The organism is Vibrio sp. 10N.261.55.F4, assembly GCF_041470465.1.
Classification (GTDB): domain Bacteria; phylum Pseudomonadota; class Gammaproteobacteria; order Enterobacterales; family Vibrionaceae; genus Vibrio; species Vibrio crassostreae_C.
This window is the reverse complement of sequence record NZ_JBFRMM010000015.1, coordinates 48,265-74,296: the sequence shown is the minus strand read 5'-3', so window position 1 is coordinate 74,296 and position 26,032 is coordinate 48,265. Positions and strand designations below refer to the sequence as shown.

General features: G+C 44.9%; 20 protein-coding genes. 6 read left to right on the top strand and 14 right to left on the bottom strand.

Translation table 11 applies throughout. The features are described 5' to 3' along the window. Window positions 1–158 precede the first annotated feature (158 nt). Complete coding sequence (gene purU, locus AB4249_RS08665; RefSeq protein WP_029235356.1) at window positions 159–992, top strand: formyltetrahydrofolate deformylase; 834 nt, start codon at window positions 159–161, stop codon at window positions 990–992. A gap of 315 nt (window positions 993–1,307) precedes the next feature. Here purU and AB4249_RS08660 read toward each other — a convergent pair whose 3' ends face one another. Then, a complete protein-coding gene (locus AB4249_RS08660) occupies window positions 1,308–1,904 on the bottom strand; it encodes a VOC family protein (protein WP_017070298.1) in 597 nt (198 codons plus the stop codon). Window positions 1,905–2,251: 347 nt separating this feature from the next. Between AB4249_RS08660 and argS the strand changes: the two genes are divergently transcribed. Together argS and AB4249_RS08650 are read left to right on the top strand one after the other, a co-directional pair. Next, complete coding sequence (argS, locus tag AB4249_RS08655; RefSeq protein WP_017070297.1) at window positions 2,252–3,985, top strand: arginine--tRNA ligase; 1,734 nt, start codon at window positions 2,252–2,254, stop codon at window positions 3,983–3,985. Between the two features lie 384 nt (window positions 3,986–4,369). Then, complete coding sequence (locus tag AB4249_RS08650; RefSeq protein WP_017061937.1) at window positions 4,370–4,798, top strand: HIT domain-containing protein; 429 nt, start codon at window positions 4,370–4,372, stop codon at window positions 4,796–4,798. 132 nt (window positions 4,799–4,930) lie between these two features. Here AB4249_RS08650 and AB4249_RS08645 read toward each other — a convergent pair whose 3' ends face one another. The 5 genes from AB4249_RS08645 to znuA all read right to left on the bottom strand — a co-directional run bounded on the left by AB4249_RS08645 (window position 4,931) and on the right by znuA (window position 12,817). Then, window positions 4,931–5,161: a FeoC-like transcriptional regulator gene (locus tag AB4249_RS08645; RefSeq protein WP_017061938.1), complete on the bottom strand. Its 231-nt coding sequence runs from the start codon at window positions 5,159–5,161 to the stop codon at window positions 4,931–4,933. Next, a complete protein-coding gene (gene feoB / locus AB4249_RS08640; protein WP_017067378.1) occupies window positions 5,158–7,431 on the bottom strand; it encodes a Fe(2+) transporter permease subunit FeoB in 2,274 nt (757 codons plus the stop codon). Before feoB ends, AB4249_RS08645 begins: the two co-directional genes overlap by 4 nt. Further along, the gene (locus AB4249_RS08635; RefSeq protein WP_004734203.1) at window positions 7,432–7,653 is read right to left on the bottom strand and encodes a FeoA family protein; all 222 of its coding nucleotides are present in this window, start codon (window positions 7,651–7,653) and stop codon (window positions 7,432–7,434) included. A gap of 641 nt (window positions 7,654–8,294) precedes the next feature. Beyond that, entirely contained in the window at window positions 8,295–11,657 is a 3,363-nt protein-coding gene (locus AB4249_RS08630; RefSeq protein ID WP_372102874.1) for a helix-turn-helix domain-containing protein, read from the bottom strand. 269 nt (window positions 11,658–11,926) lie between these two features. Next, window positions 11,927–12,817, bottom strand: coding sequence for a zinc ABC transporter substrate-binding protein ZnuA (gene znuA, locus AB4249_RS08625; protein WP_017067380.1), 891 nt, complete (start codon window positions 12,815–12,817; stop codon window positions 11,927–11,929). Between the two features lie 83 nt (window positions 12,818–12,900). Here znuA and znuC point away from each other — a divergent pair, with 83 nt between their 5' ends. Then, window positions 12,901–13,680, top strand: coding sequence for a zinc ABC transporter ATP-binding protein ZnuC (gene znuC / locus AB4249_RS08620; protein ID WP_017061943.1), 780 nt, complete (start codon window positions 12,901–12,903; stop codon window positions 13,678–13,680). After that, complete coding sequence (gene znuB, locus AB4249_RS08615; protein ID WP_017061944.1) at window positions 13,680–14,465, top strand: zinc ABC transporter permease subunit ZnuB; 786 nt, start codon at window positions 13,680–13,682, stop codon at window positions 14,463–14,465. Before znuC ends, znuB begins: the two co-directional genes overlap by 1 nt. A 114-nt stretch (window positions 14,466–14,579) precedes the next feature. Here znuB and sucD read toward each other — a convergent pair whose 3' ends face one another. The 8 genes from sucD to sdhC form a co-directional block, all read right to left on the bottom strand. Then, on the bottom strand, window positions 14,580–15,452 hold the full coding sequence (gene sucD, locus AB4249_RS08610; protein ID WP_017061945.1) for a succinate--CoA ligase subunit alpha: 873 nt from the start codon (window positions 15,450–15,452) through the stop codon (window positions 14,580–14,582). After that, complete coding sequence (sucC, locus tag AB4249_RS08605) at window positions 15,452–16,618, bottom strand: ADP-forming succinate--CoA ligase subunit beta (RefSeq protein ID WP_019820479.1); 1,167 nt, start codon at window positions 16,616–16,618, stop codon at window positions 15,452–15,454. Before sucC ends, sucD begins: the two co-directional genes overlap by 1 nt. A 206-nt stretch (window positions 16,619–16,824) precedes the next feature. Continuing rightward, window positions 16,825–18,033 (bottom strand): 2-oxoglutarate dehydrogenase complex dihydrolipoyllysine-residue succinyltransferase, encoded by a 1,209-nt coding sequence (gene odhB / locus AB4249_RS08600; RefSeq protein WP_017056410.1) that lies wholly within the window; start codon window positions 18,031–18,033, stop codon window positions 16,825–16,827. A 21-nt stretch (window positions 18,034–18,054) separates the two neighbouring features. After that, window positions 18,055–20,871: a 2-oxoglutarate dehydrogenase E1 component gene (gene sucA / locus AB4249_RS08595; RefSeq protein WP_050620936.1), complete on the bottom strand. Its 2,817-nt coding sequence runs from the start codon at window positions 20,869–20,871 to the stop codon at window positions 18,055–18,057. A gap of 97 nt (window positions 20,872–20,968) precedes the next feature. Next, window positions 20,969–21,682, bottom strand: coding sequence for a succinate dehydrogenase iron-sulfur subunit (locus AB4249_RS08590; RefSeq protein WP_010436773.1), 714 nt, complete (start codon window positions 21,680–21,682; stop codon window positions 20,969–20,971). A gap of 12 nt (window positions 21,683–21,694) precedes the next feature. Next, window positions 21,695–23,461, bottom strand: a complete 1,767-nt coding sequence (sdhA, locus tag AB4249_RS08585) for a succinate dehydrogenase flavoprotein subunit (protein WP_017061947.1) — start codon at window positions 23,459–23,461, stop codon at window positions 21,695–21,697. Beyond that, window positions 23,462–23,809 carry a succinate dehydrogenase, hydrophobic membrane anchor protein gene (sdhD, locus tag AB4249_RS08580; protein ID WP_010436768.1) on the bottom strand — a complete coding sequence of 116 codons (348 nt, stop codon included), beginning with the start codon at window positions 23,807–23,809 and terminating at the stop codon, window positions 23,462–23,464. Beyond that, window positions 23,803–24,195 (bottom strand): succinate dehydrogenase cytochrome b556 subunit, encoded by a 393-nt coding sequence (sdhC, locus tag AB4249_RS08575; RefSeq protein ID WP_017061948.1) that lies wholly within the window; start codon window positions 24,193–24,195, stop codon window positions 23,803–23,805. Before sdhC ends, sdhD begins: the two co-directional genes overlap by 7 nt. Before the next feature lie 417 nt (window positions 24,196–24,612). On the opposite strand from sdhC, the gene AB4249_RS08570 reads away from it, so the two are divergent. Continuing rightward, window positions 24,613–25,902, top strand: a complete 1,290-nt coding sequence (locus AB4249_RS08570; RefSeq protein WP_017061949.1) for a citrate synthase — start codon at window positions 24,613–24,615, stop codon at window positions 25,900–25,902. The last annotated feature ends 130 nt before the right edge of the window (window positions 25,903–26,032 follow it).

Here is a 26,032-nt window from a genome sequence, read left to right as displayed (position 1 = left end):
GCGATAAATCAGCAGCAGAATTTGTTGAAACCAACTTGATAATAGATTAATTATAACGGTGATATTGCGGCTCAGTTCACCGTTCGACGGCCTGCATTAAATTTGAAGAATCCCGATTTCATATAATAAGTGCAACATTTCATGGAAGTAAGATGCAAATGGAAAGAAAAACTTTACTAACACATTGTACTGATGCCCCAGGCCTCATCTCGAAGATCACCAACATTTGTTACAAACACCAACTCAATATTGTGCACAACAATGAGTTCGTAGATAACACAAGTGGCCACTTCTTTATGCGCACCGAGCTTGAAGGGTATTTCAATGACGAAACCTTACTTGCCGATTTAGATCAAGCCCTGCCACCAAATACGAAACGTAAGCTTGTTGATTCGTCTCGCAAGCGTGTTGTGATACTCGTGACCAAGGAAGCACACTGCCTTGGCGACATTCTAATGAAGAACTTCGATGGCAGCTTAGACGTTGAAATTGCGGCCGTTGTCGGTAACTACGACATTCTACAAAGCCTAACCGAGCGTTTTGACATCCCTTACCACCATGTTTCTCACGAAGGGCTAAACCGTGAAGAGCATGAGAAGAAGATGCTAGAAGTGATTGACCAGTACGAGGCGGATTACCTTGTTTTGGCTAAGTACATGCGAGTGCTGACACCAGGTTTTGTTGAAAAATACCACCACAAGATCATCAATATCCACCACAGCTTCTTGCCAGCATTTATTGGCGCGAAGCCATACCAACAAGCGTATGAGCGCGGCGTGAAGATCATTGGCGCAACGGCACACTTTGTGACGAATGATTTGGATGAAGGTCCAATCATCAAGCAAGATGTTATCCCTGTGGATCACAACTTCAGCGCGAAAGACATGGCACAAGCCGGTCGTGACGTAGAGAAGAATGTATTAAGTAAGGCGTTAAACAAGGTGATCAATGATCATGTGTTTGTTTACGGCAACAAGACTGTAATTCTGTAAATCGGATATTCGATTTCCGGTAAGACTTCCAGTTAGAACCCAATAAAAAACGCGCAATAGGGAAAGCCCATCGCGCGTTTTTTGTATCTGATGATCAGACTCGCTTTGAGAGATTCCCGACTACGCTCCTTCGTCGCTATCGGGAATGACGAACTCGGTGATGAACCTTCGAGCTATAGGCTCTAACATACGCTCTCGAACGCTCAGTCTGTCACTATCCAAAGATAGACTCTGGAAAATTTCATCGAACACCCCGTCATTCCGACGAGCCAAGGCGAGATCAGGAATCTCTTTCCTAGCAACTCTCTATTCAAATTAAGCCTGTTCTGATTCCACAATCTTCTTCAAAGAGTGTGGATGCAGCTTGATGCAAATCCCTTGATGTTTAAAAGCCACTGTTGGATTATTCAAGCGTTCACCCTCGCCTTTCGGGCTAGAGAGTTTGATCTTAACGCCTTGCTCACCCAGCGTTTCAAAGTTAGCAGCGAACTGCGGGTAAGTTTCTTTAAGATCCGCTAGATACTCATCAGCTGTTTGGGCATGAGAAGGAATCACAAACTCTACATGTTCCCAATCTTGGCTTGGGTAAATCTTACCTTCTGCTGGATATGGCAGCTCCAAACATTCAATTTTCCAGCCAAGGCTTTGCAAGGGTTCATCGAAAGCCAACACCACAATTGGACGACCATTAATCATCGCCTCAGAAATCATAGAGCCGTACTCAGACCACGCTTGATGGGCAGATTTCGCTAGCTCAGTGTCATTGATTCGCAGCGCAATATGATCCGCTTGAGCAAAGCTTAAATCCAAACCTAATGTATTTCCTAGGCTCTCGATTTTTGCCATAAAAGTATCAAGGCGGGCGATCATTTGTTGTGGTTCTAGTTCAGCTTGCTTCAGGCTCATCATCATTGTCTGTGTTCTCCAAATAATGGCTGCATGTTATCAGTTTTGCCTTTTGCAACAAGCGTTGCTTTTACAAAAAACACTCAATAACTATGTTCTTTTCGCTCCTTAAACATGCAAACGCGTCTTGCTAAAAGTCGATTGTCAAAAACCACTCAGGAAATGTTAATTTTCTATCAATTCGACCTATAAGAAACCGCACAAAATTGGTATGATTACCGCCATTTCTGTGAACTTAAACAGAGTCTGCTGCTGATTTTGGCATTAAATCGTTAACTAGAAGCATAATTAACCAATTTAATGACCAAGAATTAACGGCCACTCTTATCATCCTTGAATTGAAGGAAACGCGTGTGAATATCCAAGCACTTATTAATGACAAAGTATCTCAGGCTCTAGAAGCCGCTGGCGCACCTGCAGGCTCTCCTGCGGCTGTTCGCCAATCTGCAAAACCACAATTTGGTGACTACCAAGCAAACGGCGTTATGGGCGTTGCTAAGCGACTAGGCACTAATCCTCGAGAGTTTGCTCAAAAAGTATTGGACGTTCTAAACCTAGACGGTATCGCGTCTAAAGTTGAAATCGCAGGTCCGGGTTTCCTAAACATCTTCCTAGATGAAGCTTTCCTAGCCAAACAAGCAGACGCAGCATTGGCTGACTCTCGCCTTGGTGTTGCCGTTGCTGAAACGCAAACTATTGTTGCGGATTACTCTGCGCCAAACGTTGCTAAAGAAATGCACGTTGGTCACCTACGTTCAACTATCATCGGTGATGCAGTAGTTCGTACTCTAGAATTTCTAGGCCACAACGTTATCCGCGCTAACCACATCGGTGACTGGGGTACTCAATTCGGTATGCTTATCGCAAACCTTGAGCGCGTTCAGGCTGAGTCTGGTGAAGTTTCAATGGAACTTGCTGACCTTGAAGGCTTCTACCGTGAATCTAAAAAGCTCTACGATGAAGACGAAGAGTTCGCAGTTAAAGCACGTGGCTACGTTGTTAAACTGCAAAGCGGCGACGAGTTCTGCGCAGAGATGTGGAAGAAGCTTGTTGACGTAACAATGATTCAAAACCAACGCAACTACGATCGTCTAAACGTGTCTCTAACACGTGATGACGTAATGGGCGAAAGCATGTACAACCACATGCTTCCAACTATTGTTGCGGATCTGAAAGAGCAAGGTCTTGCTAAAGAAGATGACGGCGCACAAGTTGTATTCCTAGACGAATACAAAAACAAAGATGGTGACCCAATGGGCGTTATCATCCAGAAACGCGACGGCGGCTTCCTTTACACAACAACCGACATTGCTTGTGCAAAATACCGTTTTGAAGAACTAGGCGCAGACCGCGTTCTTTACTTCATCGACTCACGTCAACACCAGCACCTAATGCAAGCTTGGACTATCGTTCGTAAAGCAGGTTACATCCCAGAATCTGTTTCTCTTGAGCACCACGCATTCGGCATGATGCTAGGTAAAGACGGTAAACCATTCAAGACTCGTGCAGGCGGTACTGTTCGTCTTGCTGATCTTCTTGATGAAGCCGAAGTTCGTGCAGCGCAGCTAATCGAATCTAAGAACCCAGAACTAGCAGAAGACGAGAAGAAAGCGATCGCGAACACTGTTGCTATGGCAGCGGTTAAGTACGCAGACCTTTCTAAGCACCGCACTACTGACTACGTGTTCGATTGGGACAACATGCTTGCATTCGAAGGCAACACAGCACCATACATGCAGTACGCATACACTCGTGTTGCTTCTGTATTTGCTAAAGCTGGCATTTCTATGGACTCGCTTGAAGGTGAAATCAAAATCACTGAAGAGAAAGAGAAAGCGCTTATCGCGAAACTTCTACAGTTTGAAGAAGCAGTACAGTCTGTTGCTCGTGAAGGTCAACCACACATCATGTGTAGCTACCTATTCGAACTAGCTGGTCAATTCTCTAGCTTCTACGAAGCTTGCCCTATCCTAGTTGCTGAAGACAAAGCTGTTAAGCAGAGCCGTCTGAAGCTTGCTGCACTAACAGCGAAGACGATCAAGCAAGGTCTATCGCTTCTAGGTATCGACACTCTAGAGCGCATGTAAGCGATTCGAGATTCGAGATTCGAGATTCGAGATTCGAGATTCGAGATTCGAGAAAATTAGAAAGGTTGACGTGAAAGCGTCAACCTTTTTTTTGTCTGGAGGTTTGTTTACTCGATTATTTAAGCGATTAGCTAACCTACACAGCAAGAGATCTCCTATTACGCTCATTCGTCGCTCTAGGAGATGACGAGAATAGGTGTAGTGAATCCAAGACAACATCAATGATGCGCCATCAAACCACACCAAATCGTTATCCCTCTTCTCACCATCATTCCCTACAGTGAGGGACGAACGTGATAGGGAATCTGCTTATTGAGAACGTAAGCCCTAGCCACATTCAAACTCCGACCTTATACTCATGTAAAACAATTAATTGGAAAGATCATGAGCTTCGAACTTCACCCGCAACTTGCGAAAGACACCACACTTATCGGCGAATTTCCACTGAGCTTAGCCCTGCTACACAAAGATAACGCAGTGCCTTGGGTTATCTTGGTACCAAAACGTGCCAACCTAAAAGAGTTGCACCACTTACCAATGAAAGAGCAACAGCAGTTCCTACATGAATCTCAGGCGGTAAGCCAAGCATTAGAAGCAACGTTCCAACCAGACAAATTGAACCTTGGTGCGCTGGGTAATATGGTGCCACAACTGCACATCCACCATATTGCACGCTTCAAAGACGACATTGCTTGGCCCGGCCCAGTATGGGGTAATACAAAAGGCGAACAGCGCAGTGAAGAAGATCAAGCCGCTATCCTGACTCGTATCCAAAACGTTCTGTCACTGAGCTCTATCTTCAAGAAAGCATAATTCGAGTTCATCTCATTGAGCTTTAAAGCAAAACACTTCAGAAAAGACACATAACAAAAAGCCGCTCATCTTAGATAAGCGGCTTTGTCATTTTCTAATCTCGCCTTTTTCAACGAGAGTCTGAAGACCGAACTACATCATCACGTTAAGCGACAAACCATCTTGTTTGCTGATGGTGTAGCGAATACGCGTTGTATGACCATGCTTATTCGTATCGACCAAGCGAGAAACTTTCCCTTTCTTGACCCAAACACTCAGCATCGCATCGACGCCATCTTCACTCATGCCAAACTTTGCAGCGAGCTCTTTACGAGCCGCAACGCCGTGGCTATCAATGTATTGATGAAGTTCAGTTAAAATCATACTACTTGCACCTCTAGTGCTTTCTGCTTACTGCCCACTTTCTTGAAGACGCGATACGTCACCACAAAACCACCAGCAATCGCCACCATCCATACTGCACTTGTCACAGGATGCGCAGCAAAGTTTGCCGCTTGGTAGTAGAAAGTCGCACCAAAGTAACCAAGAGCCATCGTCCAAACCGCGATGAAGCGTGCAAACGTCTGACCAAATTCACGAACATAAGCACCCATCGCGGCCACACAAGGCGTGTAAAGCAGGATAAGAATCAAGTAAGCGAATGCCGCATGACCAGATACAAACTTGTCTTTCAAGTTACCAAAGATAGAGGTATCGACTTCTTGGTCAGCTGCTACAGAATTAGAGTCAGACAAGTCGCCAACTTCAATACCTAATGGATCTGAGTAGCTCAATCCGGCTAGGTTTTCAGGGATCGTCATTACCGCTTCTTGCAGGCTTGCTGCTAAGTCAAACTCAGCTGCTTCTTCATCAGAAGGCGTTGTATATAGGCTATTTAATGTACCAACAACGGCTTCTTTAGCGAAAATACCTGTGATGATACCAACCGTTGCAGGCCAGTTCTCTTCAGTAATACCAATTGGTTGGAATACAGGTGTTACAACTTGAGCTGCTCTAGACAGTACTGAGTTTTCGCTATCTTCGTTACCAAAGCTGCCGTCCATACCTAGAGAGTTTAGGAAGCTAAGAATAGCCACAACCATCACGATTGTTTTACCTGCACCAAGTACGAAACGCTTCAGCTTCTGCCAAGTTTTCAACATTACGTTTTGCACTGTCGGCAATTCGTAATCTGGCATTTCCATCACTAAGCTATCACTGCTACCTGGGTAGATCGTGTTTTTCAGGAACAAACCCGTAAATACAGAAGCAACGATACCCATGATGTACAGAGCGAATACTACGTTTTGTCCTGCACCTGGGAAGAACGCCGCCGCGAACAGTGCGTATACCGGTAAACGAGCACCACATGACATAAACGGCGCCATTGATGCTGCTAGTTTACGTTCGCGCTCTTGGTCAAGAGTACGAGTTGCCATGATTGAAGGCACGTTACAACCAAAGCCCAGTACAAGTGGGACAAATGCTTTACCCGGTAAACCAATCTTCTGCATCACTTTATCAAGTACAAATGCAGCACGAGCCATGTAGCCTGAGCTTTCTAGTACCGCTAAGAATAGGTAAAGCGCTGCGATAACAGGAATAAAGGTCGCAACCGTTTGGATACCGCCGCCAATACCATCAGCAAGTACAGTGACTAACCAAACTGGTAAATGGCCATCTAATAAGTGGTGTCCACCATCAACTAATATTGCTCCAACACCAATATCGAAGAAGTCGATAAACGCACTACCGATATTGATAGAGAACATGAACATTAGGTACATGATAACGAAGAAGAAAGGAATACCGACCCATTTGTTCAAAATGAATTGGTCTGCTTTCTCTGTAAAGTTACGGCTTAGTTTGCCTTCGCTGCGACGAACACGTTTACAAAGGTCATGTAAGAAAGTGTATTTAGCGTCAGCAACAGCAAGGTCAATATCGAAATCGGCACCAAGACGCACGCTATCAATTTGAGTGCGAGTTTGTGGGGCTAAACCATTCAATACCAAGTAATCATTTTCTAAAGCACGAATCGCTAGCGCTCGGTGAGATACGTCAGCATCATCAAATTGTGACTCAACAGAAGGGATAAGAGCTTCTAACGCGGCATCGTAATCAATAGAGATAGGGTCAAGGCTCACACCTTGAACAAGCAGTTTATGCAGACGCTCTTTAAAGCGAACCACTTGACCTTTATCGTTTGCAGACAAGCTTAGAACTGGGCAACCTAGCTCTTTCTCTAGTGCTTTAAGGTTAATCACCTGACGTTCGCGCTTTAATACATCCATTTTGTTCAACACAACGATCATTGGGCGACCCAACTCACGCAGCTGTAATGTCATATATAAGCTTCGTTCTAGACAGCTAGCGTCGACAACATTGATGATCACATCTGCTGGGTGAGTTAAAACAGCGCGAGACGCGATAGACTCATCGATGCTGTTCGCATCATTACCACTGTCTAGTGCGTAGATACCCGGTAAATCCGTTAGTTGAAACTGATCACCAGCGTGCGAGTATAAACCCGTCTTCTTTTCAACAGTGACACCAACCCAGTTACCAACGTGCTGCTTAGCACCAGTCAGTGCGTTGAACAGTGTTGTTTTACCACTATTCGGGTTACCAACGGTAAGAACTTGATAATCCATTTAGATAACCTCGATTTGTTCTGCAATGCTTTCACGAATGGCGATAGAAACACCTCTCACTTCAACTTGAAGCGGATCACCCATAGGTGCACGGCGGATAAGCGTCACCTCGGTTTTTGGCAACATACCCATGACCATAAGTTTCTTCCTTACGTCTGGTGTTAAACCTGTTAGTGCAACAATAGAAGCCGCCTTTCCTTGCTCTAATTGTGAGAGTTTCATAAGTACCCAATTCGTGACTGATAATGAGAAAGATTGTTATTAACGCCATGATACACATACATGCCCACAATTCTATTGTGTGAAATCAATGTTTTCGAAAATACATACTCGTAAGTTTCGTTAAAAACGTTTACGTCAAAAACGTTACTTTCAACAACTAGCGAGAACTACCTCACTAGTACAAACCCTCCCAAACAAAAACAAATCATTAATTATCAATCACTTGGGACAATGTCGGTTTTATCATAGGTATCTGTCGTTAATTTTATAAGTAAAATAAGTAGCTGGACGTATAGTTACTCCATCGAAGAGAAACTACTTCTCTTTAATTTTATTCCAGAGGTGATATGGCTTTGCTATATCACTCCGGCAGCAAGCGAAGGTGTCGTTGGCACCCGTGGTATAGTCCCCCGGCTATGCCACGATATTTTTTTCTTCCCTTTGTTTTATCCCAACAACCTTTTTAAACTCCCCATTTATCTCATATCTCATATCTCATATCTCGTATCTCGTATCTCGTATCTCGTATCTCGTATCTCGTATCTCGTATCTCGTATCTCGTAGAAGCATAAAAAAGCCCCAACACGAATGTCGAGGCTAAAGTATCTTTATTTATGTTCTAGCTGAGTATCCGCTGCGTGCTACTCTTCGTTGTTTTCAGCAAACTTAGATGGTGACATGCCAAAGTGGTGCTTAAACCTTTGACTGAAATAGGAAGGGTCATTGAACCCCGAATCAAACGCCACATCAGAGATCTTCTCTCCAGCGAGTAAGCGCTCACACGCATGCTCTAGACGTACTTCATTCAAGTGCTCTTTGAAGGTCTTGTTGTAAGCCGATTTAAAGCGTCTCTGTAAGCTTCTCTCAGACATAAACAAATACTTAGCGGCAGTTGCAGTACTGAACTCGGCATCAGCGTAGTTTTCACTCACAAGCTGCGACACTCTGTTCTTCCACTCTTGTTCCGCTGTCAGTTTTTGTTGCTCTGGTGTTGAGGCGGCAAGCTTAATGGTTTCAATCTGTTCAATTGTGCTGGCTTCAAGATTGTCGAGTACTTGATACTCAATTGGCCACGAAAGCTGAACCTTATTTTGAGACTCCGAAACAAAGGCATTAAGCTCACCACCGCTCTGATTCATCAATAGCGGCAGCTTTTCGATGTTAAGGTCGGTCGACTTTCCGGTATTGTCACCCATGCTTGATGCCAGTTTAGGGAAAGGCATCCCATGATCTCGAATGGTCACAACAAGATGCTCCTTAACCTCTTCAACCAGAACCACCATACTCTGCGACTTAAAGTTTCTCTTGATGATGCTCGCAACCAAGCTATTGAAGATAATATCGAGATTAAAATACAGCAACGAGACATATCGTTGTTTTGTTTCGACTTTAATATCCAGTTCAATACCGGCTTTGGTTAAGTCATCCTGCCAAGCTTTGAGTACCACCTCTAAGATTAAAATTATATCGTAACAAACTTGCCCTTCTCCTTGAGGCGTATTACTCAATTGAGCTAAGCCATTTTTCAAGGTTAGAATCGGCGACTTCCCGAGCTCGTCATTCCAATTCGGGAGCATCGCAGCAATATGATTCACTTCAGAAGAGAGTTCATTGGCAGTGTGAGACACAAGCGCATTCTTCACGGATAGCTGCTTTTTAAGCTGTTGATTAGTGGCGAGTAATATCCGGCTTTGGTGCCTCAATTGGTCTGTCTTCAGTGCAACTTGCGCTTTTAAGTGCCGGTTGGCAAAAGTGACATAACGCGAACGCCAAAAGACTAAGATAGTCACAACGCCAATCAGTAATATCAGAGAGCTTGCTGCAGCCCAATTGGTCAGATACCAAGGCTCCGCAATCGAGAAGCTTTGATTGGTTGACACAAAGCGATAATGGGAGTCTTTAACCGGCTTCACTTCAAGTGTGTAATCCCCTGGAAGAAGATGATCGAGCGTTAACAAGCCCCCTTCAAACTCACTCCAAGGTTCATCGTCGCTCAGTCGGTATTCCATCGCAGGTGCGAACGTTGCTGGTAAGATACCTAGCTTAAACCCCATCGATGAACCATAAGGAATCTCATCCAGCTCTGCCGTTTTCCCGCCAAGTGATACCGTTTGTTGGTCGACACTTATCTTACTCAACAAGGCACGGCTATGAGGTGTAGTTGATACCAGTAACTCGTTAGATAACGCGCTGACTACACCATACTTTGAGCCGAAAACAAGCCTCGAAGGTTGGCTATCTTGACTGTAAAAAAGAGCACACGCTCCTGCCGCCAGTTCATTGGTGATCAAACCAAATGGCGAACCTATGTGTTTATGCAGTTGCCCATCCAATCCGTAATAACTGATGCCTTTCGAAGAGCCTAACCAAACACCATTGTCATCGCTTATCAGGCAGTTGGGGCTAATATTGTCTTCAACAAGAGTGATTTCTTGAATAATAGAGCTGTCATCCGGGATTCGATACACGCCATAACTGCTCGCAAACCACTGCGCTCCATCCTTCGCTTTTTCAATATCGACGACTTTGCCAAACCGTTCGCTGGAACGACTAAAGCTAATTCGTTTATCAATGAACGAGTAGAAGCCATGATCCGTTCCTATATAGATGCGACCTAGCAAGCCTACATTGAGAGCGGTGATCTTCGCAGGCAAGAACTTGTCGACTAACCAGTCAGTGCCATAACTCGTCAGTTTCATGGTTTCGATAGATAACGAATAGAGGTTTTGCCCAGAGGTCATCCAAAGAACGTTATCGGCTTGAAGCGCAAGGTTTTCAACACGCACTCCCTCAATTGGCCTTGGTAAATCAAGGGCTTCGGGTTGTAGTGTTTCCGTATTTAGACTGATGATACCTTGTTCGGTCGCTAACCAAATGGAAGAGCCAAAGATCTCAAAATCATTAACAGGGTTAGAGTAAACACGAATTGGGTTCTCTTCACTTTCAGAATCAACCAAGTAGAGCCCCATTGAAGACGCGACCCAAGATAACTGGTCACTGACAGTCAGTACTTTATTGATCACCACACTACTCGAATGCATGCCCATTCCAGTTAGGGGTGTTCTCGAGAAGGTTTTGCTGAACAGTGAGAAGTATCGGATACCGTTGTTTGTCGCAACCCACATACCACCAGCATGATCGTTTATCAACGAATATATTTTCTCACCCGGTAACGAGAAGTCTTGACTAGCGGCTTGTTCGAATCGAGTAATTTGTCCCGTAATAAAGTTGTAGCTAATAAGGCCGTGCTCTGTACCAATCCAATACTGGTCCGAAGTTTCGGCCAACGAGAGAACATGCGACCCTTTAACGATGGTCTCTTTGTCTGGGTTCGCGAGATCAACAATCACAGCACCATTTAAAGTACCGATCACTAACTCACGTCGAGCATTCGAAAAATAAACCGTCTCAATATGGTTTTTGTCTGATGCGGTGACATGGGTAAACTCTTGATTCTCTGAAAGGTAAACGCCAGAACTGGTCGCTAGCACCCACTTTGATAGTACCCACTCAGCGTCGTTAATCGCAATGTCACTGCTGTTATTGTATCGGTACAGTTTAAGTAGAGAGTAGGTGTTGAATTCTAAAGATTGAGTGTTGTAGGTATAGAAATTACTGCCGTCAGTAACCCAAATATAATCGCCTGATGCACCGATATTCGCTATTTCAGCGCCGGGACTTAGGCTAAACGCCAATTCGTTGCCAATTCCAGGGTTATGTCGATAGACCTCATTGTCGAAAAATGTCCAAAACTCATCGTTCAGAAAGGCGACTCTTTCCGAAGAAAATTGCAGTAAGCTTCCCTTGCGAGGGAATAGAGTTCGACCATCGTAAAAGAGTACTTTTCCATGCACATCATGAACCCAGAGCCCACCTCCGGCACCTAAATACAAGTTTTTAGCCGCAAGGAAATTCCCTTGCGCTTGAGCGGGCAAAGGATAGAAAACGGAGGGCGAGGTATTTACCGCTAGAACGCTAAATGAAATGCTCATTAACATGAACATTTTGAAGATAATTCGATACAACTCTTAATCCTGAACAGCAACAACACATGAAATTTTGGGTACCACAACGTCTTATCGTTGCTAAACCAAAAACTGAGTTTTTTTGTGCTTATTATTATCTTTCCATTTTAGCGGAAATTAGAAAAGGAGAAAGGAGGTTTGTTATTTGTTAGGAGGTTTTATCTTAGCGGTCACGAAAATGCCGCAAAAAGCGGCATGATTCATAAATTAACGAGAGCAAAGTAGAGTAAAGAATACTCGTTTATGACTTACTTCTCGTCTAAGCAACTTGTATAGCTATCTGTAAGTTGCTGAAGAAAATCGAAATAGCTTCCACTCTTCACTTCAACTGTTGAACCGATAGGGTCAAGCTGACCTTGTTTTGCGTTACTTCCGCGCGTCACTGATTCAATCACAGCAGGAGTGAATTGAGGCTCAGAAAACACACATTGAACGTTTTCACGTACTATCGTTTTCTTAATAGCGATCAGGCTTTTTGCACCCGGCTTACGCTCTGGGCTCACCGTAAAGTGACCTAAGTTATTTAGCTCAAACTCTTGCTCAAAGTAACCATACGCGTCATGAAAAACGTAGTAACCTTTGTCTTTCACGGGTGCAAGTTGCTCTCGAATAGACTGTTGCTTCTCTTTCAATGCAATCAGGAATGAATCGAGATTCTCTTGGTACGCCATTGCGTTGTCTGGATCAGATTCAATCAACTTAGCTGAGATGTATTTTGCAGCTACTTCAACTTGCTCGATACCTAACCAAAAATGCGGGTCATGGCTACCGTGGTGGTGCCCTTCATGTGCATCGTGGTCATGCTCTTCGTGTCCGAACTCTCGCAAGTTGATTCCGGGAATATCACTGATCTTGATAACATTTTCTTTTGAACCAATCACCTTAGTCAGAAAGGCTTCTAGGTCAGGGCCGAACCAGATGACCATATCGGCACTATGAACTTTTTTGACATCCGATGGCTTAAGCGCATAATCATGCGGCGAAGCATTGCTGTTCATCAACACATCCGGCTCACTAACGCCTTGCGTTAATTCTGTCACAATCATTTGAATTGGTTTAAAGCTTGTTAGAATAGTATTGGCACTTGCGACACTTGGCGCTAAAAGCAAAGTAGCAAGTATAAAAGATGAACGTGACATAATACCTCGATAATAGAAAAGTAGCTTAGGCTTGAGGTAAATGTTACATTATAACATTAGCGAATTGCAAATGAGTTCTATTCATGGATAACTTAATCCAACTAGATTCTGTGAGCGTCGAATTTGACGGTCGAAAAGTTCTAGACAACATCTCTCTAAATTTAGAGCGCGGCAGAATCACCACCCTGATTGGGCCAAACGGTGCAGGAAAGTCGACATTAGTAAAAGTGGTACTGGGTTTACAGACCAAATTTTCAGGCACAATAACAAAAGCTAAAAAACTGAAAATTGGCTATGTACCACAAAAATTAAAGCTCAATGATTCCCTACCGCTCAACGTAGAGCGTTTTCTAAAACTCACTGGCAATTTCAGTCAGCAAGAGATCCTTGAAGCATTGAAGCTTGTTGGTGCTGAACATCTGCAGAAGAGTAACATGCACCAGCTATCCGGCGGAGAAAACCAACGTGTACTCATTGCTCGTTCATTGCTAAGAAGACCAGATCTACTGGTTCTCGATGAACCGGCTCAAGGCGTCGACGTTCAAGGGCAAATAGACCTGTATGACTTGATTGACACCATTCGCCACCGCTTTGGTTGTGCCGTATTTATGGTTTCACACGATCTGCATTTAGTGATGGCAAAAACAGACGATGTTATCTGTTTACACCACCACATCTGTTGCTCAGGCGCACCTGCAGACATCAAACACCATCCTTCGTATATTGCGCTCTTTGGCACCGCGACCCAAGAGACGCTAGCGTTTTATCATCACCAACACGAACATCACCATCATGATCTCGCAGGCCAGCCTGTCGAAGGCGACGTGCATGAATGTTCAAACCATAAACACGGACACCACTAATGCTTGAGTTTCTTCTTCCCTCTATTTTGGCGGGTTTGGGTATTGCACTAATTGCAGGCCCACTAGGTTCATTCGTGGTGTGGCGTAAGATGGCTTACTTTGGTGACACGCTTGCTCACGCTTCTTTGATGGGCTTAGCACTTGGCTTTCTGTTCAACATTAACTTGTATTTCGCGCTGCTGATTTGTTGTTTGATGCTGGCCGTGTTGCTAGTGACTTTACAAAAACAAAAGCTGGTCGCGACCGATACCCTACTCGGTATTTTGGCGCACAGTGCGCTATCACTTGGTTTGGTTGCTGTCAGTTTCTTAGATAACGTTCGTGTTGACCTAATGAGCTACCTATTTGGTGACTTGCTGGCAGTATCTCCAACGGATTTAGTGTTCATCTATGCGGGTGCTGCTGTGATTGGATTAGTACTTGCTATCTTTTGGCGACCACTACTATCAACGACGGTTAACGAAGATCTCGCGGCGGTTGATGGCATCAACATTGATTTAATGCGTCTGATTCTGATGCTATTGGTCGGTATCGTGATTGCTGTCGGTATGAAGTTTGTTGGTGCGTTAATCATGACATCGCTACTGATTATTCCTGCAGCAACGGCAAGGAAGTTCTCGAGCACACCTGAGCAGATGGCCTTCCTTGCATCAATTATTGGCTCTATCGCTGTATTCGGTGGATTAAGCTTGTCTTGGTTCTATGATACGCCTGCTGGCCCGTCTGTGGTTATCAGTGCGGCAGCAATGTTTATGCTATCTCAAATGGTTAGAAGTCGAGCTTAGCACTTAGCAGTACGATCTCGTATCTCGAAAACATAAAAAAAGGCTTGGTCAGTGACCAAGCCTTTTTAATATCGTTTCAATTAACTTCTATCTCAATCGATAAAAGCCAGCTGATTACCAACCCGTGATTTCACGTAGGCCTTTACCGATGTCAGCAAGAGACTTAACAGTCTTAACGCCTGCTGCTTCTAGTGCTGCGAATTTATCTTCAGCAGTACCTTTACCGCCAGAGATGATTGCGCCTGCGTGTCCCATACGTTTGCCCGGAGGAGCAGTAACACCAGCGATGTAAGATACAACTGGCTTAGTTACGTTTGCTTTGATGAAATCAGCCGCTTCTTCTTCCGCAGTACCACCGATTTCACCAATCATTACGATTGCTTCAGTTTCTGGGTCTTCTTGGAAAAGTTTCAAGATATCAATGAAGTTTGAACCTGGGATAGGGTCACCACCGATACCAACACATGTAGACTGACCAAAGCCTTCATCTGTTGTTTGCTTAACTGCTTCGTATGTCAGAGTACCGCTGCGAGATACGATACCTACTTTACCCTTCTTGTGGATGTGACCAGGCATGATACCAATCTTACACTCGTCTGGAGTGATAAGACCTGGACAGTTAGGACCGATCATGCGAACGCCAGTTTCTTCTAGCTTCACTTTAACGTCGATCATATCTGTTGTAGGGATACCTTCAGTGATCGTTACGATCAGTTCGATACCTGCATCAATCGCTTCTAGGATTGCATCTTTACAGAAAGGAGCTGGTACGTAGATAACTGTTGCTGTTGCGCCAGTTACTTCTACCGCTTCACGTACTGTGTTGAATACTGGAAGGCCTAGGTGAGTTTGACCACCTTTACCAGGTGAAACACCACCAACCATTTGCGTACCGTATGCGATAGCTTGGTCTGAGTGGAATGTACCTTGACCGCCAGTGAAACCCTGACAGATTACTTTAGTGTCTTTGTTAATTAATACAGACATTATTTAGCCTCCGCAGCAGCAACAACTTTCTGAGCAGCATCTGTTAGAGATTCAGCTGCAATGATATCAACATCAGAATTAGCAAGTACTTCGCGACCTAGGTCTGCGTTTGTACCTTCTAGACGAACAACTACAGGAACTGTTACGCCGACTTCTTTAACTGCACCGATAATACCTTCAGCGATCATGTCACAACGAACGATGCCACCGAAAATGTTTACGAGTACTGCTTTAACATTGTCATCAGAAAGGATGATCTTGAATGCTTCAGCTACACGCTCTTTTGTCGCGCCGCCGCCTACATCAAGGAAGTTTGCTGGCTTGCCGCCGTGTAGGTTTACGATATCCATCGTACCCATCGCAAGGCCTGCACCGTTAACCATACAGCCAACGTTACCATCTAGTGCTACGTAGTTCAGTTCCCACTGTGCTGCGTGTGCTTCGCGCTCATCTTCTTGAGATGGATCGTGCATTTCACGTAGTTTAGGCTGACGGTACATCGCGTTTGAGTCGATGTTGATCTTGCCGTCTAGACAAAGCAGGTTGCCTTCGCCAGTAATTACAAGCGGGTTGATTTCTAGTAGAGCTAGGTCGTACTGAGAGAACATTTTGCCAAGACCCATGAAGATCTTAACGAACTGTTTGATTTGATCGCCAACTAGACCAAGTTTGAACGCAAGTTCACGGCCTTGGTAAGCTTGAGGGCCTACTAGAGGATCGATCGCTGATTGGTGAATCAACTCTGGAGTTTCTTCAGCGATTTTCTCAATGTCCACACCGCCTTCAGTTGACGCCATGAATACAATTTTACGCGTTGCGCGGTCAACAACAGCACCTAGGTAAAGTTCGTTAGCAATGTTTGATGCTTCTTCAACTAGGATCTTTGTTACAGGCTGACCATTAGCGTCTGTTTGGTAAGTCACTAAGTTTTTACCTAGCCACTTTTGTGCAAACTCTTTAACGCCTTCTTTGGTGTCATGTAGCTCTACGCCGCCCGCTTTACCGCGGCCACCAGCATGTACTTGACACTTAACGACTTTCTTGGCTGTACTGATACGACCTGCAGCTTCGAAAGCTTCTTGTGCAGTATCACATGCGAAACCTTCTGGTACAGGCAAACCGAATTCTGCAAACAGCTGTTTGGCTTGGTATTCATGCAAATTCATTTTGATATTCCGTTTATTTTCCCTTAAGGGATTATTATTTCCATAACGACACAGTTTCCTGTGTTACGTCTGTAGGGTCTTCTCAAAACAACTGCTGTCCATTTTCTAATGGCTTTACAGTTCAATTGAAGGCCAGACGTTGAGCAGCCTAGCCTTTGAAACTTTTTACGTCTAGCTAACGGGGTTAACTAGACGTTTTAGCGATACTAAACGTCTAATAGCAGACGTGCAGGATCTTCTAGAAGCTCTTTGATGGTCACTAGGAAGCCAACTGATTCACGGCCATCGATTAGACGGTGGTCGTAAGAAAGCGCTAGGTACATCATTGGTAGAATCTCTACCTTGCCATCAACAGCCATTGGACGGTCTTGGATTTTGTGCATACCCAAAATTGCCGCTTGAGGTGGGTTGATGATTGGCGTAGACATTAGAGAACCAAATACACCACCGTTTGTGATAGTGAAGTTACCACCCATCAGTTCATCAACCGTTAGCTTGCCGTCACGGCCTTTGATTGCTAGCTCTTTGATGCCTTTTTCGATATCAGCGAAACCTAGTGTGTCACAGTCTTTAAGTACTGGAGTCACTAGACCACGTGGCGTAGATACCGCCATGCTGATGTCGAAGTAGTTGTGGTAAACGATATCTGTACCATCAATAGAAGCGTTCACTTCTGGGAAACGCTTCAGTGCTTCTGTTACTGCTTTCACGTAGAAAGACATGAAGCCAAGACGCGTATCGTGACGTTTCTCGAATTGGTCTTTGTACTGCTTACGAAGGTCCATGATTGGCTTCATGTTCACTTCGTTGAAAGTAGTCAGCATTGCTGTGCTGTTTTTCGCTTCTAGAAGACGGTTTGCAACTGTCTTACGCAGGCGAGTCATAGGCACGCGTTTTTGGCTGCGAGCCGCTGCTGGCGCTTCAACTGCTGGTGCAGATGCTGCTGCCGGAGCCGCTTTCGCTGCTGCTAGGTGTGCGTCGATGTCTTCACGAGTAATACGACCACCAACACCAGTGCCTTTAACGTCAGCTGGTTGTAGGTTGTGCTCAGCAAGCAGGCGACGAACAGCTGGGCTTAGTGCGTCGTTGTTCTCTTCTGTTAGCGCAGCTTTATGGCGCTTATCAGGAGATGCTTCTGTATCTTCAGTGGTGTCTTTCGTTGGTTCACCAGCGACAGCACCCGGCTTGATTTTAGCCAAAAGCTGCTTAGAAAGTACCGTAGCACCCTCTTCTTCGATGATAGCTTCCAGAACACCCGCTTCAGGAGCCGGTACTTCTAGAACTACTTTATCTGTTTCGATATCTACAATGACTTCATCACGTGCAACCGCTTCGCCCGGTTTTTTGTGCCAAGTAGCAACTGTTGCATCAGCCACAGATTCAGGTAAATCTGGAACCAGAATTTCAATTGTCATGTGCGTATTTTCCTTTTACTTCTAGTTCTTAAGTAGGGTCAAAGCGTCGTCAACTAACGCTTTTTGTTGTTTCAAGTGTACTGACATATAGCCAACAGCTGGTGATGCTGATGCAGGACGACCTGCGTATTGAATATCAGCACCTACTGGGATAGCAGCTCGGAAATTATGTTGGCTACTGTACCAAGCACCTTGGTTTTGTGGCTCTTCTTGACACCAAACGTAATCGACTACATTTGTGTACTGTGCGATGGCAGCTCTCACGTCCTCATAAGGGAACGGGTAAAGTTGCTCAATACGTACAATAGCGACATCGTCTTGCTCGTTCTTACGTCTTTGGTCAAGCAGGTCAAAGTAAACCTTACCTGAACAGAACACGACGCGTTTTACGTTCTCAGGAGCCAGATCATCAATTTCTGCGATAGCTGGTTGGAACGTGCCTTCTGCCAAATCTTCAAGAGAAGAAGTACACAGAGGGTGACGAAGCAATGACTTAGGTGACATTACAATCAGTGGACGACGCATTGGTCGAACAACCTGACGGCGAATCATGTGGTAAACCTGAGCTGGTGTTGAAGGAACAACAACCTGCATGTTTTGTTCAGCACATAACTGAAGGTAACGCTCAAGACGTGCAGAAGAGTGCTCCGGGCCTTGGCCTTCATAACCGTGAGGAAGCAGCATAGTTAGACCACATAGACGTGCCCACTTTTGCTCACCTGATGAAATGAATTGGTCGATAACAACTTGTGCACCGTTTGCGAAGTCACCAAATTGAGCTTCCCAAAGGGTTAGACCGCTTGGCTCTGCTGTCGCGTAACCATACTCAAATGCGAGTACCGCTTCTTCAGATAACACAGAGTCAAACACTTGGAATGGCCCTTGTTTATCATGAATGTTCGCAAGAGGAACATACGTGCTTGCATCTGATTGATTGTGCAGTACTGAGTGACGGTGGAAGAACGTACCACGACCTGAATCTTGGCCTGAGATACGAATACGCTTACCGTCGTCAACAAGTGTTGCGTATGCCAGAGTTTCAGCCATACCCCAATCGACTTGTTTCTCACCATTCACCATGGCAGTACGATCGTTGTACAGTTTATTTACTCGGCTTTGCAGCTTATGGCTGTCTGGGTATTGGCAAAGTTTGCTACCAAGCTCTTTCAGGCGCTCGATATCAATCTTGTTATCCCACTCGATGTTCCAGTCGTGACCTAGGTAAGGAGACCAGTCTACTGAGTGAAGTGCCATTGGACGCCACTCTTTAACCACAACTTCACCGTGATCAAGTGCATCACGATATTCGTTAACTAGCTGAGTTGCTGTATCAATACCAAACTCACCGCGCTCCATTAGCACGTCAGCGTAAAGCTTACGTGGTGTTGGGTGCTTCTTGATTTTTTGGTACATCAAAGGCTGTGTTGCATTCGGCTCATCGGCTTCATTGTGACCGTGGCGACGGTAACAAACCAAATCAATAACAACATCACGCTTAAACGTATTACGGTAATCCAATGCAAGACGCGCAACAAACGCAACCGCTTCTGGATCATCAGAGTTAACGTGGAAAATCGGAGCCTGAACCATCTTCGCGATATCGGTACAGTACATCGTAGAGCGTGTATCGCGAGGGTTAGACGTTGTAAAACCAACTTGGTTGTTTACAACGATACGAACCGTACCACCTACACAGAAACCACGAGCTTGAGACATGTTAAACGTCTCTTGTACTACACCCTGACCAGCGATAGCTGAGTCACCGTGGATAGTAATTGGAAGTACACGGCTACCATCATTATCACCAAGGCGATCTTGACGTGCACGTACTGAACCGATAACTACCGGGTTTACGATTTCTAAGTGAGATGGGTTAAATGCTAGTGCTAAGTGAACGTTGCCGCCTGGCGTTGCGAAGTCCGCAGAGAAGCCTTGGTGGTATTTCACATCACCAGTACCCCACGTGTCATCGTGCTTGCCCGCAAACTCGTCAAACAGGTCTTGTGGCTTTTTACCAAGCACGTTGACCAACATGTTTAGACGACCACGGTGAGCCATACCAACAACAACTTCACGCATGCCTTGTCCACCAGCATGACGAATAATTTCTTTCGTCATTGGGATAAGAGCATCACCACCTTCCAACGAGAAGCGTTTTGCGCCTGGGAATTTCGCACCAAGATAGCGCTCAAGACCTTCAGCAGCAGTTAGCTCTTCTAGGAAAGCTTGCTTTTCTTCTTTGTTGAAAGAGGGTTGACCAGATACAGACTCTAAACGTTGTTGGATCCAACGCTTTTGCTCTGTATTTGTCATGTGCATGTATTCAGCACCAATAGAGCCACAATAAGTTTGCTTTAGAGATTTGTAGAGATCTTTAAGCACCATCGTCTCTTGGCCAATGGCGTAAGAGCCGACGTTGAACGTCTCATTGAGGTCATCTTCGGTAAGAGTGTGGAAAGAAGGGTCCAGTTCATCAACTGTCGCTCTTTTCCATAAACCTAGGGGGTCTAGATTTGCTGCTTGATGCCCTCGGAATCGATAGGCATTAATAAGTTGCAGAACCTTTACTTGTTTCGCATCGACATCTGGATCACTAACTTGGACACTGTAATGCTTTGTTTCTTGAGCGAGTCGACGGAAGTATTCACGAACACGAGAGTGTGGTTGTTCCACTGTCTCTGAAGCTTGCACAGGCAGTTCTTCAAAAACACTTCTCCATTCGTCACTTACCGAATCTGGGTCACTTAGATACAGTTCATAGAGTTCTTCTACGTACGTTGCATTGGCGCCAGCCAAGTGTGAAGACTCGAGCCATGCCTTCATCACGCCGTTGTGCATATTTTCCCTTAACCAGTAGTTTTCACGTTTGCTGCGGTCTATGCCGAGCTATTAAAAGGCCGCCCCAAAACTTCTAGGGCGGCAATTTTTATATAACTTAAACCGAACGATTCACTAGCATGGTCTTGATGTGACCAATAGCTTTCGTCGGATTTAATCCCTTAGGACAAACACTTACACAATTCATGATGCCATGGCAACGAAAAACGCTAAATGCATCATCAAGATCGGACAAACGTTCGTCTGTCGCTGTATCTCGGCTATCAATTAGCCAACGGTACGCTGCAAGCAGGCCTGCTGGTCCGATGAATTTGTCAGGGTTCCACCAGAATGATGGGCATGACGTTGTACAACATGCACACATGATACATTCGTACAATCCATCTAAATGAGCACGCTCATCAGGGCTTTGTAAGTTTTCACGAGCCGGTGGCACATTGCCATCAGACACTAAGAATGGCTTCACTTTTTCGTAGTTATCGTAGAACTGAGTCATGTCTACAATCAGGTCACGAACAACGGGTAAGCCAGGCAGTGGGCGAATCACAATCTTGTCTTGGCCCGAAAGCGCAGACAATGGCGTGATACACGCTAGGCCATTTTTACCGTTCATGTTCAAACCATCCGAGCCACATACACCTTCACGGCATGAGCGACGGAATGAGATTGTTGGATCTTGCTCTTTCAACAGTATAAGCGCATCCAAAAGCATCATGTCTGAACCTTCATCCACTTCTAGAGTGTATTCCTTCATATAAGGTTTCTGGTCGACATCTGGATTGTAACGATATAAAGAGAAATTCAGTTTCATGGTCATATCTCCTTAGTACGTACGTGCTTTTGGTGGGAACGCTTCACGATGGATAGGTTCCATGTTTACACCACGCTTAGTCATGCTCTCTGACTCTGGGTTGTAAAGTGAGTGGCATAGCCATTGCTCATCATCACGGTCAGGGAAATCGAATCGAGCGTGTGCGCCACGGCTCTCTGTACGGAAATTTGCAGCAACAGCCGTTGCGAATGCCGTTTCCATCAAGTTTTCAAGCTCTAGACACTCGATACGTTGAGTGTTGAACTCTGTAGACTTATCAGATAGGTGTGCATTTTTCAGACGCTCGCGAATCGCTTTTAGCTCTTCTAGGCCTTCAGCCATTGCTTTGCCTTCACGGAATACTGAGAAGTTGTTCTGCATACATTGCTGAAGATCTTTACGGATTTGCGCTGGATCTTCGCCGTCTGTGCTGTTTTCCCAGCGGTTGTAACGCTCTAGTGAACGCTCAATGTCAGCTTCAGTTGCAGGTTTCGCTTCGTCTTGCTTCTTCAGTGTCTCACCTAGGTGTAGACCTGTCGCACGACCAAATACCACTAAATCAAGCAGTGAGTTACCACCTAGACGGTTGGCACCATGTACTGATACTGATGCGATTTCACCACAAGCAAAGAGACCTTGGATTTCAACATCGTTGCCGTCTTCGGTTTGCTTAATAGCTTGACCAGAAACTTGTGTTGGAACACCACCCATCATGTAGTGACATGTAGGGATTACTGGGATTGGCTCTTTCACTGGATCAACGTGAGCAAAGGTACGAGAAAGTTCACATACACCAGGAAGACGAGATTCAAGTGTCTCTTTACCTAGATGATCAAGCTTAAGCTTGATGTGTGGACCCCAAGGGCCATCGCAACCGCGACCTTCACGAATTTCAACCATCATTGAACGAGCAACAACATCACGACCCGCTAAGTCTTTAGCGTTTGGTGCGTAACGTTCCATGAAGCGTTCGCCGTCTTTATTGAGAAGGTAACCACCTTCACCACGACAACCTTCCGTTACCAATACACCTGCACCAGCGATACCCGTCGGGTGGAACTGCCACATTTCGATGTCTTGCATAGGAACGCCAGCACGAATCGCCATACCAACACCGTCACCAGTGTTAATGTGTGCATTGGTTGTTGATGCGTAGATACGACCAGCACCTCCGGTAGCAAGGATTGTTGCCTTCGCTTTGAAGTAGCAAACCTCGCCCGTTTCCATACAAAGCGCGGTAGTACCTAAAATTGCACCATCTTCGTTTTTAACAAGATCCAGTGCATACCACTCAGAGAAAACCGTCGTTTTGTGTTTAATGTTTTGTTGGTAAAGCGTATGAAGCAGTGCGTGACCAGTACGGTCGGCTGCAGCTGCGGTACGAGCCGCTTGCTCACCACCAAAGTTTTTAGATTGACCACCGAAAGGACGCTGGTAAATAGTACCGTTCTCAAAACGAGAGAAAGGCAGGCCCATTTTTTCGAGTTCGATTACCGACTCAGGACCGTTTTTACACATGTATTCGATAGCGTCTTGGTCACCGATGTAATCAGAACCTTTTACTGTGTCATACATATGTTGTTCCCAATGGTCTTCATGCGCGTTACCAAGAGCAACAGTGATGCCGCCTTGCGCTGAAACCGTATGAGAACGAGTAGGGAAAACTTTAGAAAGCAATGCACAAGAAAGGCCTTGCTCAGAAATTTGCAGTGCGGCACGCATACCTGCACCACCAGCGCCGATCACTACGGCATCAAACTCACGAACAGGAATAGTCACTTACGCACCCCACAAAATAAACAGACCAGAGAAGAAATATCCAAGAAGAACTGCAACAACACCGACTTGAAGACCAACACGCAGTTTTGCGCATTTGATGTAGTCAGTTAGTACTTGCCATAGGCCGATCCACGCGTGAACCAAAACAGAAGTAAGCGCTAACATGGTGAAGACTTTAGTGAAGGTTCCACCAAAGAATTGCGTCCAAGATGCGTAAGAGATATCACCAGAGAAAGCACAAAAGCTAACTAGGTAGATAGTGTAAAGCGTCATAATGATGGCAGTAGCACGAATCAATAGATAATCGTGGACACCATTACGACCAAAAGTAGAAACGTTGTTTACCATACTAAGATCCCCGCTAGTAGAGACAATACCGCTGTTGCTGCGAATGCAACCTTAGCGCTCTTCGCGCCAGATTCCAGCTCTTCAAAGTGACCAAGGTCCATAAGAAGGTGACGAATACCACCAGCAATGTGGTAAGCCAAAGCGGTTAAAATGCCCCACAGAATAAACTTCACGAAGAAACCATCGACAATGTCGCTAGCTTCGGCAAAGCCTACTGGGGATGAGAGGGAAATGGATAGTAACCAAAGCAGAATTCCAATCGCGACAAAAGTTATCACCCCAGACACACGGTGTAGGATGGAAGCTATTGCTGTGATTGGAAAGTGGATGGTCTGTAAATCTAAATTAACAGGTCTTGTCTTTCTTTCTTTCACGGGCTTGCTCACTCAGCTCCATTGAGCATTATGGTCATTAAATAACCTTATGATATTGTTATGGACAAAATTTGATTGTAAACCTTCAAAATTTAACATTAACTTAACAAATAACTGAAGTTGAGCCTTAGATAATTGTAAAATAATTGTTAACTGCTCGATTAAGAAAGACACCTCACATTTCTTCTTAGCCTTGCATTTATAAGGTTTTAACCAAACTTTTCAGCGTCACTATACGACTGGCAACATTCTAATACAATTGATGTAACAAATAATGCTACACAGACCAGATTTTTAACGAATTTAATGTAAAAAACACTAACAAGTGCACACAAAGCTTCAGAAAAATTGACTTTCCCACGTAAGACCAGTAAAAAAATGGCACATAAACATCCTGGACGGATTAAATAATAAACAAAGGAGATTGTTATGGCGGATAAGAAAGCTACCCTTCACATTGAAGGTCAAGCGCCAATCGAGCTGCCGATTACAGAAGGTGTACTTGGTACTCCAGTGATCGATGTTCGTACACTAGGTTCTAATGGTTTTTTCACTTTTGACCCTGGTTTTCTTGCCACTGCATCCTGTGAGTCTCAAATCACTTTTATTGACGGTGGAAAAGGCATTCTTTTACATCGTGGTTATCCAATCGACCAACTTGCCAATAACGCTGATTACTTAGAAGTATGTTACATACTTCTTTACGGTGAAGCCCCATCTCGAGCTGAGTACGAAAAGTTCAAGACTACCGTGACACGTCACACTATGGTGCACGAGCAAATCGCTAGTTTCTTCCACGGCTTCCGTCGTGACGCTCACCCTATGGCTGTAATGTGTGGTGTTGTAGGCGCTCTAGCGGCGTTCTACCACGACTCACTTGATGTCAACAACGATACACACCGTGAAATTGCGGCATACCGCCTGATTTCAAAAATGCCAACACTGGCTGCAATGTGTTACAAATATTCAATCGGTCAGCCGTTTATCTACCCACGTAACGACCTAGGCTACGCAGAAAACTTCTTACACATGATGTTTGCAAACCCATGTGAAGAGTATGAAGTGAACCCTATCGTTGCTCGTGCAATGGATAAGATTTTCACTCTACATGCTGACCACGAACAGAACGCTTCTACGTCTACAGTGCGTCTTGCTGGTTCATCTGGTGCTAACCCGTTTGCGTGTATCGCAGCAGGTATCGCATCACTTTGGGGCCCAGCTCACGGCGGTGCAAACGAAGCTTGTCTGCGCATGCTTGAAGAGATCGGTAGCGTAGATAACATTGAAGAATACGTTGCGAAAGCAAAAGACAAAGATGACCCATTCCGTTTGATGGGCTTCGGTCACCGTGTTTACAAGAACTACGACCCACGTGCAACAGTAATGCGCGAAGCGTGTCACGAAGTGCTTAAAGAGCTAAACATCCAAGATCCACTACTAGACGTAGCGATGGAACTTGAGCGTATCGCTCTTTCTGATGAGTACTTTGTTTCTAAGAAGCTATACCCGAACGTAGATTTCTACTCAGGTATCATTCTGAAAGCAATCGGTATTCCAGTATCTATGTTTACAGTAATCTTCGCGATGTCTCGTACCATCGGTTGGATTGCTCACTGGAACGAAATGCACAGCGATCCGACGAACCGTATCGGTCGTCCTCGTCAGCTATATACTGGTGAAGAACAACGTGACTTTAAAGCACTTCACGAACGTGAATAGTTGCTATAAATCATAATGTTAAAAGGGGTTGATGTGAGAACATCAACCCCTTTTCTTTTGTACGCTCTCAACCCCGTCATCCTCAAGAATGCGAAGTGAACGAATAAAATAATATCGTCATCCCCAAGAA

Excerpts from the sequence above, each read along its gene's own strand:
- znuA (WP_017067380.1), bottom strand. The coding sequence starts at position 12,817 with ATGTCACGTTCATCTTTTATACTTGCTACTTTGCTTTTAGCGCCAAGT.
- AB4249_RS08630 (WP_372102874.1), bottom strand. The coding sequence starts at position 11,657 with ATGTTCATGTTAATGAGCATTTCATTTAGCGTTCTAGCGGTAAATACC.
- AB4249_RS08590 (WP_010436773.1), bottom strand. The coding sequence starts at position 21,682 with ATGAAACTGAATTTCTCTTTATATCGTTACAATCCAGATGTCGACCAG.
- sdhD (WP_010436768.1), bottom strand. The coding sequence starts at position 23,809 with ATGGTAAACAACGTTTCTACTTTTGGTCGTAATGGTGTCCACGATTAT.
- feoB (WP_017067378.1), bottom strand. The coding sequence starts at position 7,431 with ATGGATTATCAAGTTCTTACCGTTGGTAACCCGAATAGTGGTAAAACA.
- purU (WP_029235356.1), top strand. The coding sequence starts at position 159 with ATGGAAAGAAAAACTTTACTAACACATTGTACTGATGCCCCAGGCCTC.
- znuB (WP_017061944.1), top strand. The coding sequence starts at position 13,680 with ATGCTTGAGTTTCTTCTTCCCTCTATTTTGGCGGGTTTGGGTATTGCA.
- AB4249_RS08660 (WP_017070298.1), bottom strand. The coding sequence starts at position 1,904 with ATGATGATGAGCCTGAAGCAAGCTGAACTAGAACCACAACAAATGATC.
- sucA (WP_050620936.1), bottom strand. The coding sequence starts at position 20,871 with ATGCACAACGGCGTGATGAAGGCATGGCTCGAGTCTTCACACTTGGCT.
- AB4249_RS08650 (WP_017061937.1), top strand. The coding sequence starts at position 4,370 with ATGAGCTTCGAACTTCACCCGCAACTTGCGAAAGACACCACACTTATC.
- AB4249_RS08570 (WP_017061949.1), top strand. The coding sequence starts at position 24,613 with ATGGCGGATAAGAAAGCTACCCTTCACATTGAAGGTCAAGCGCCAATC.
- sucD (WP_017061945.1), bottom strand. The coding sequence starts at position 15,452 with ATGTCTGTATTAATTAACAAAGACACTAAAGTAATCTGTCAGGGTTTC.
- znuC (WP_017061943.1), top strand. The coding sequence starts at position 12,901 with ATGGATAACTTAATCCAACTAGATTCTGTGAGCGTCGAATTTGACGGT.
- AB4249_RS08635 (WP_004734203.1), bottom strand. The coding sequence starts at position 7,653 with ATGAAACTCTCACAATTAGAGCAAGGAAAGGCGGCTTCTATTGTTGCA.
- odhB (WP_017056410.1), bottom strand. The coding sequence starts at position 18,033 with ATGACAATTGAAATTCTGGTTCCAGATTTACCTGAATCTGTGGCTGAT.
- AB4249_RS08645 (WP_017061938.1), bottom strand. The coding sequence starts at position 5,161 with ATGATTTTAACTGAACTTCATCAATACATTGATAGCCACGGCGTTGCG.
- sucC (WP_019820479.1), bottom strand. The coding sequence starts at position 16,618 with ATGAATTTGCATGAATACCAAGCCAAACAGCTGTTTGCAGAATTCGGT.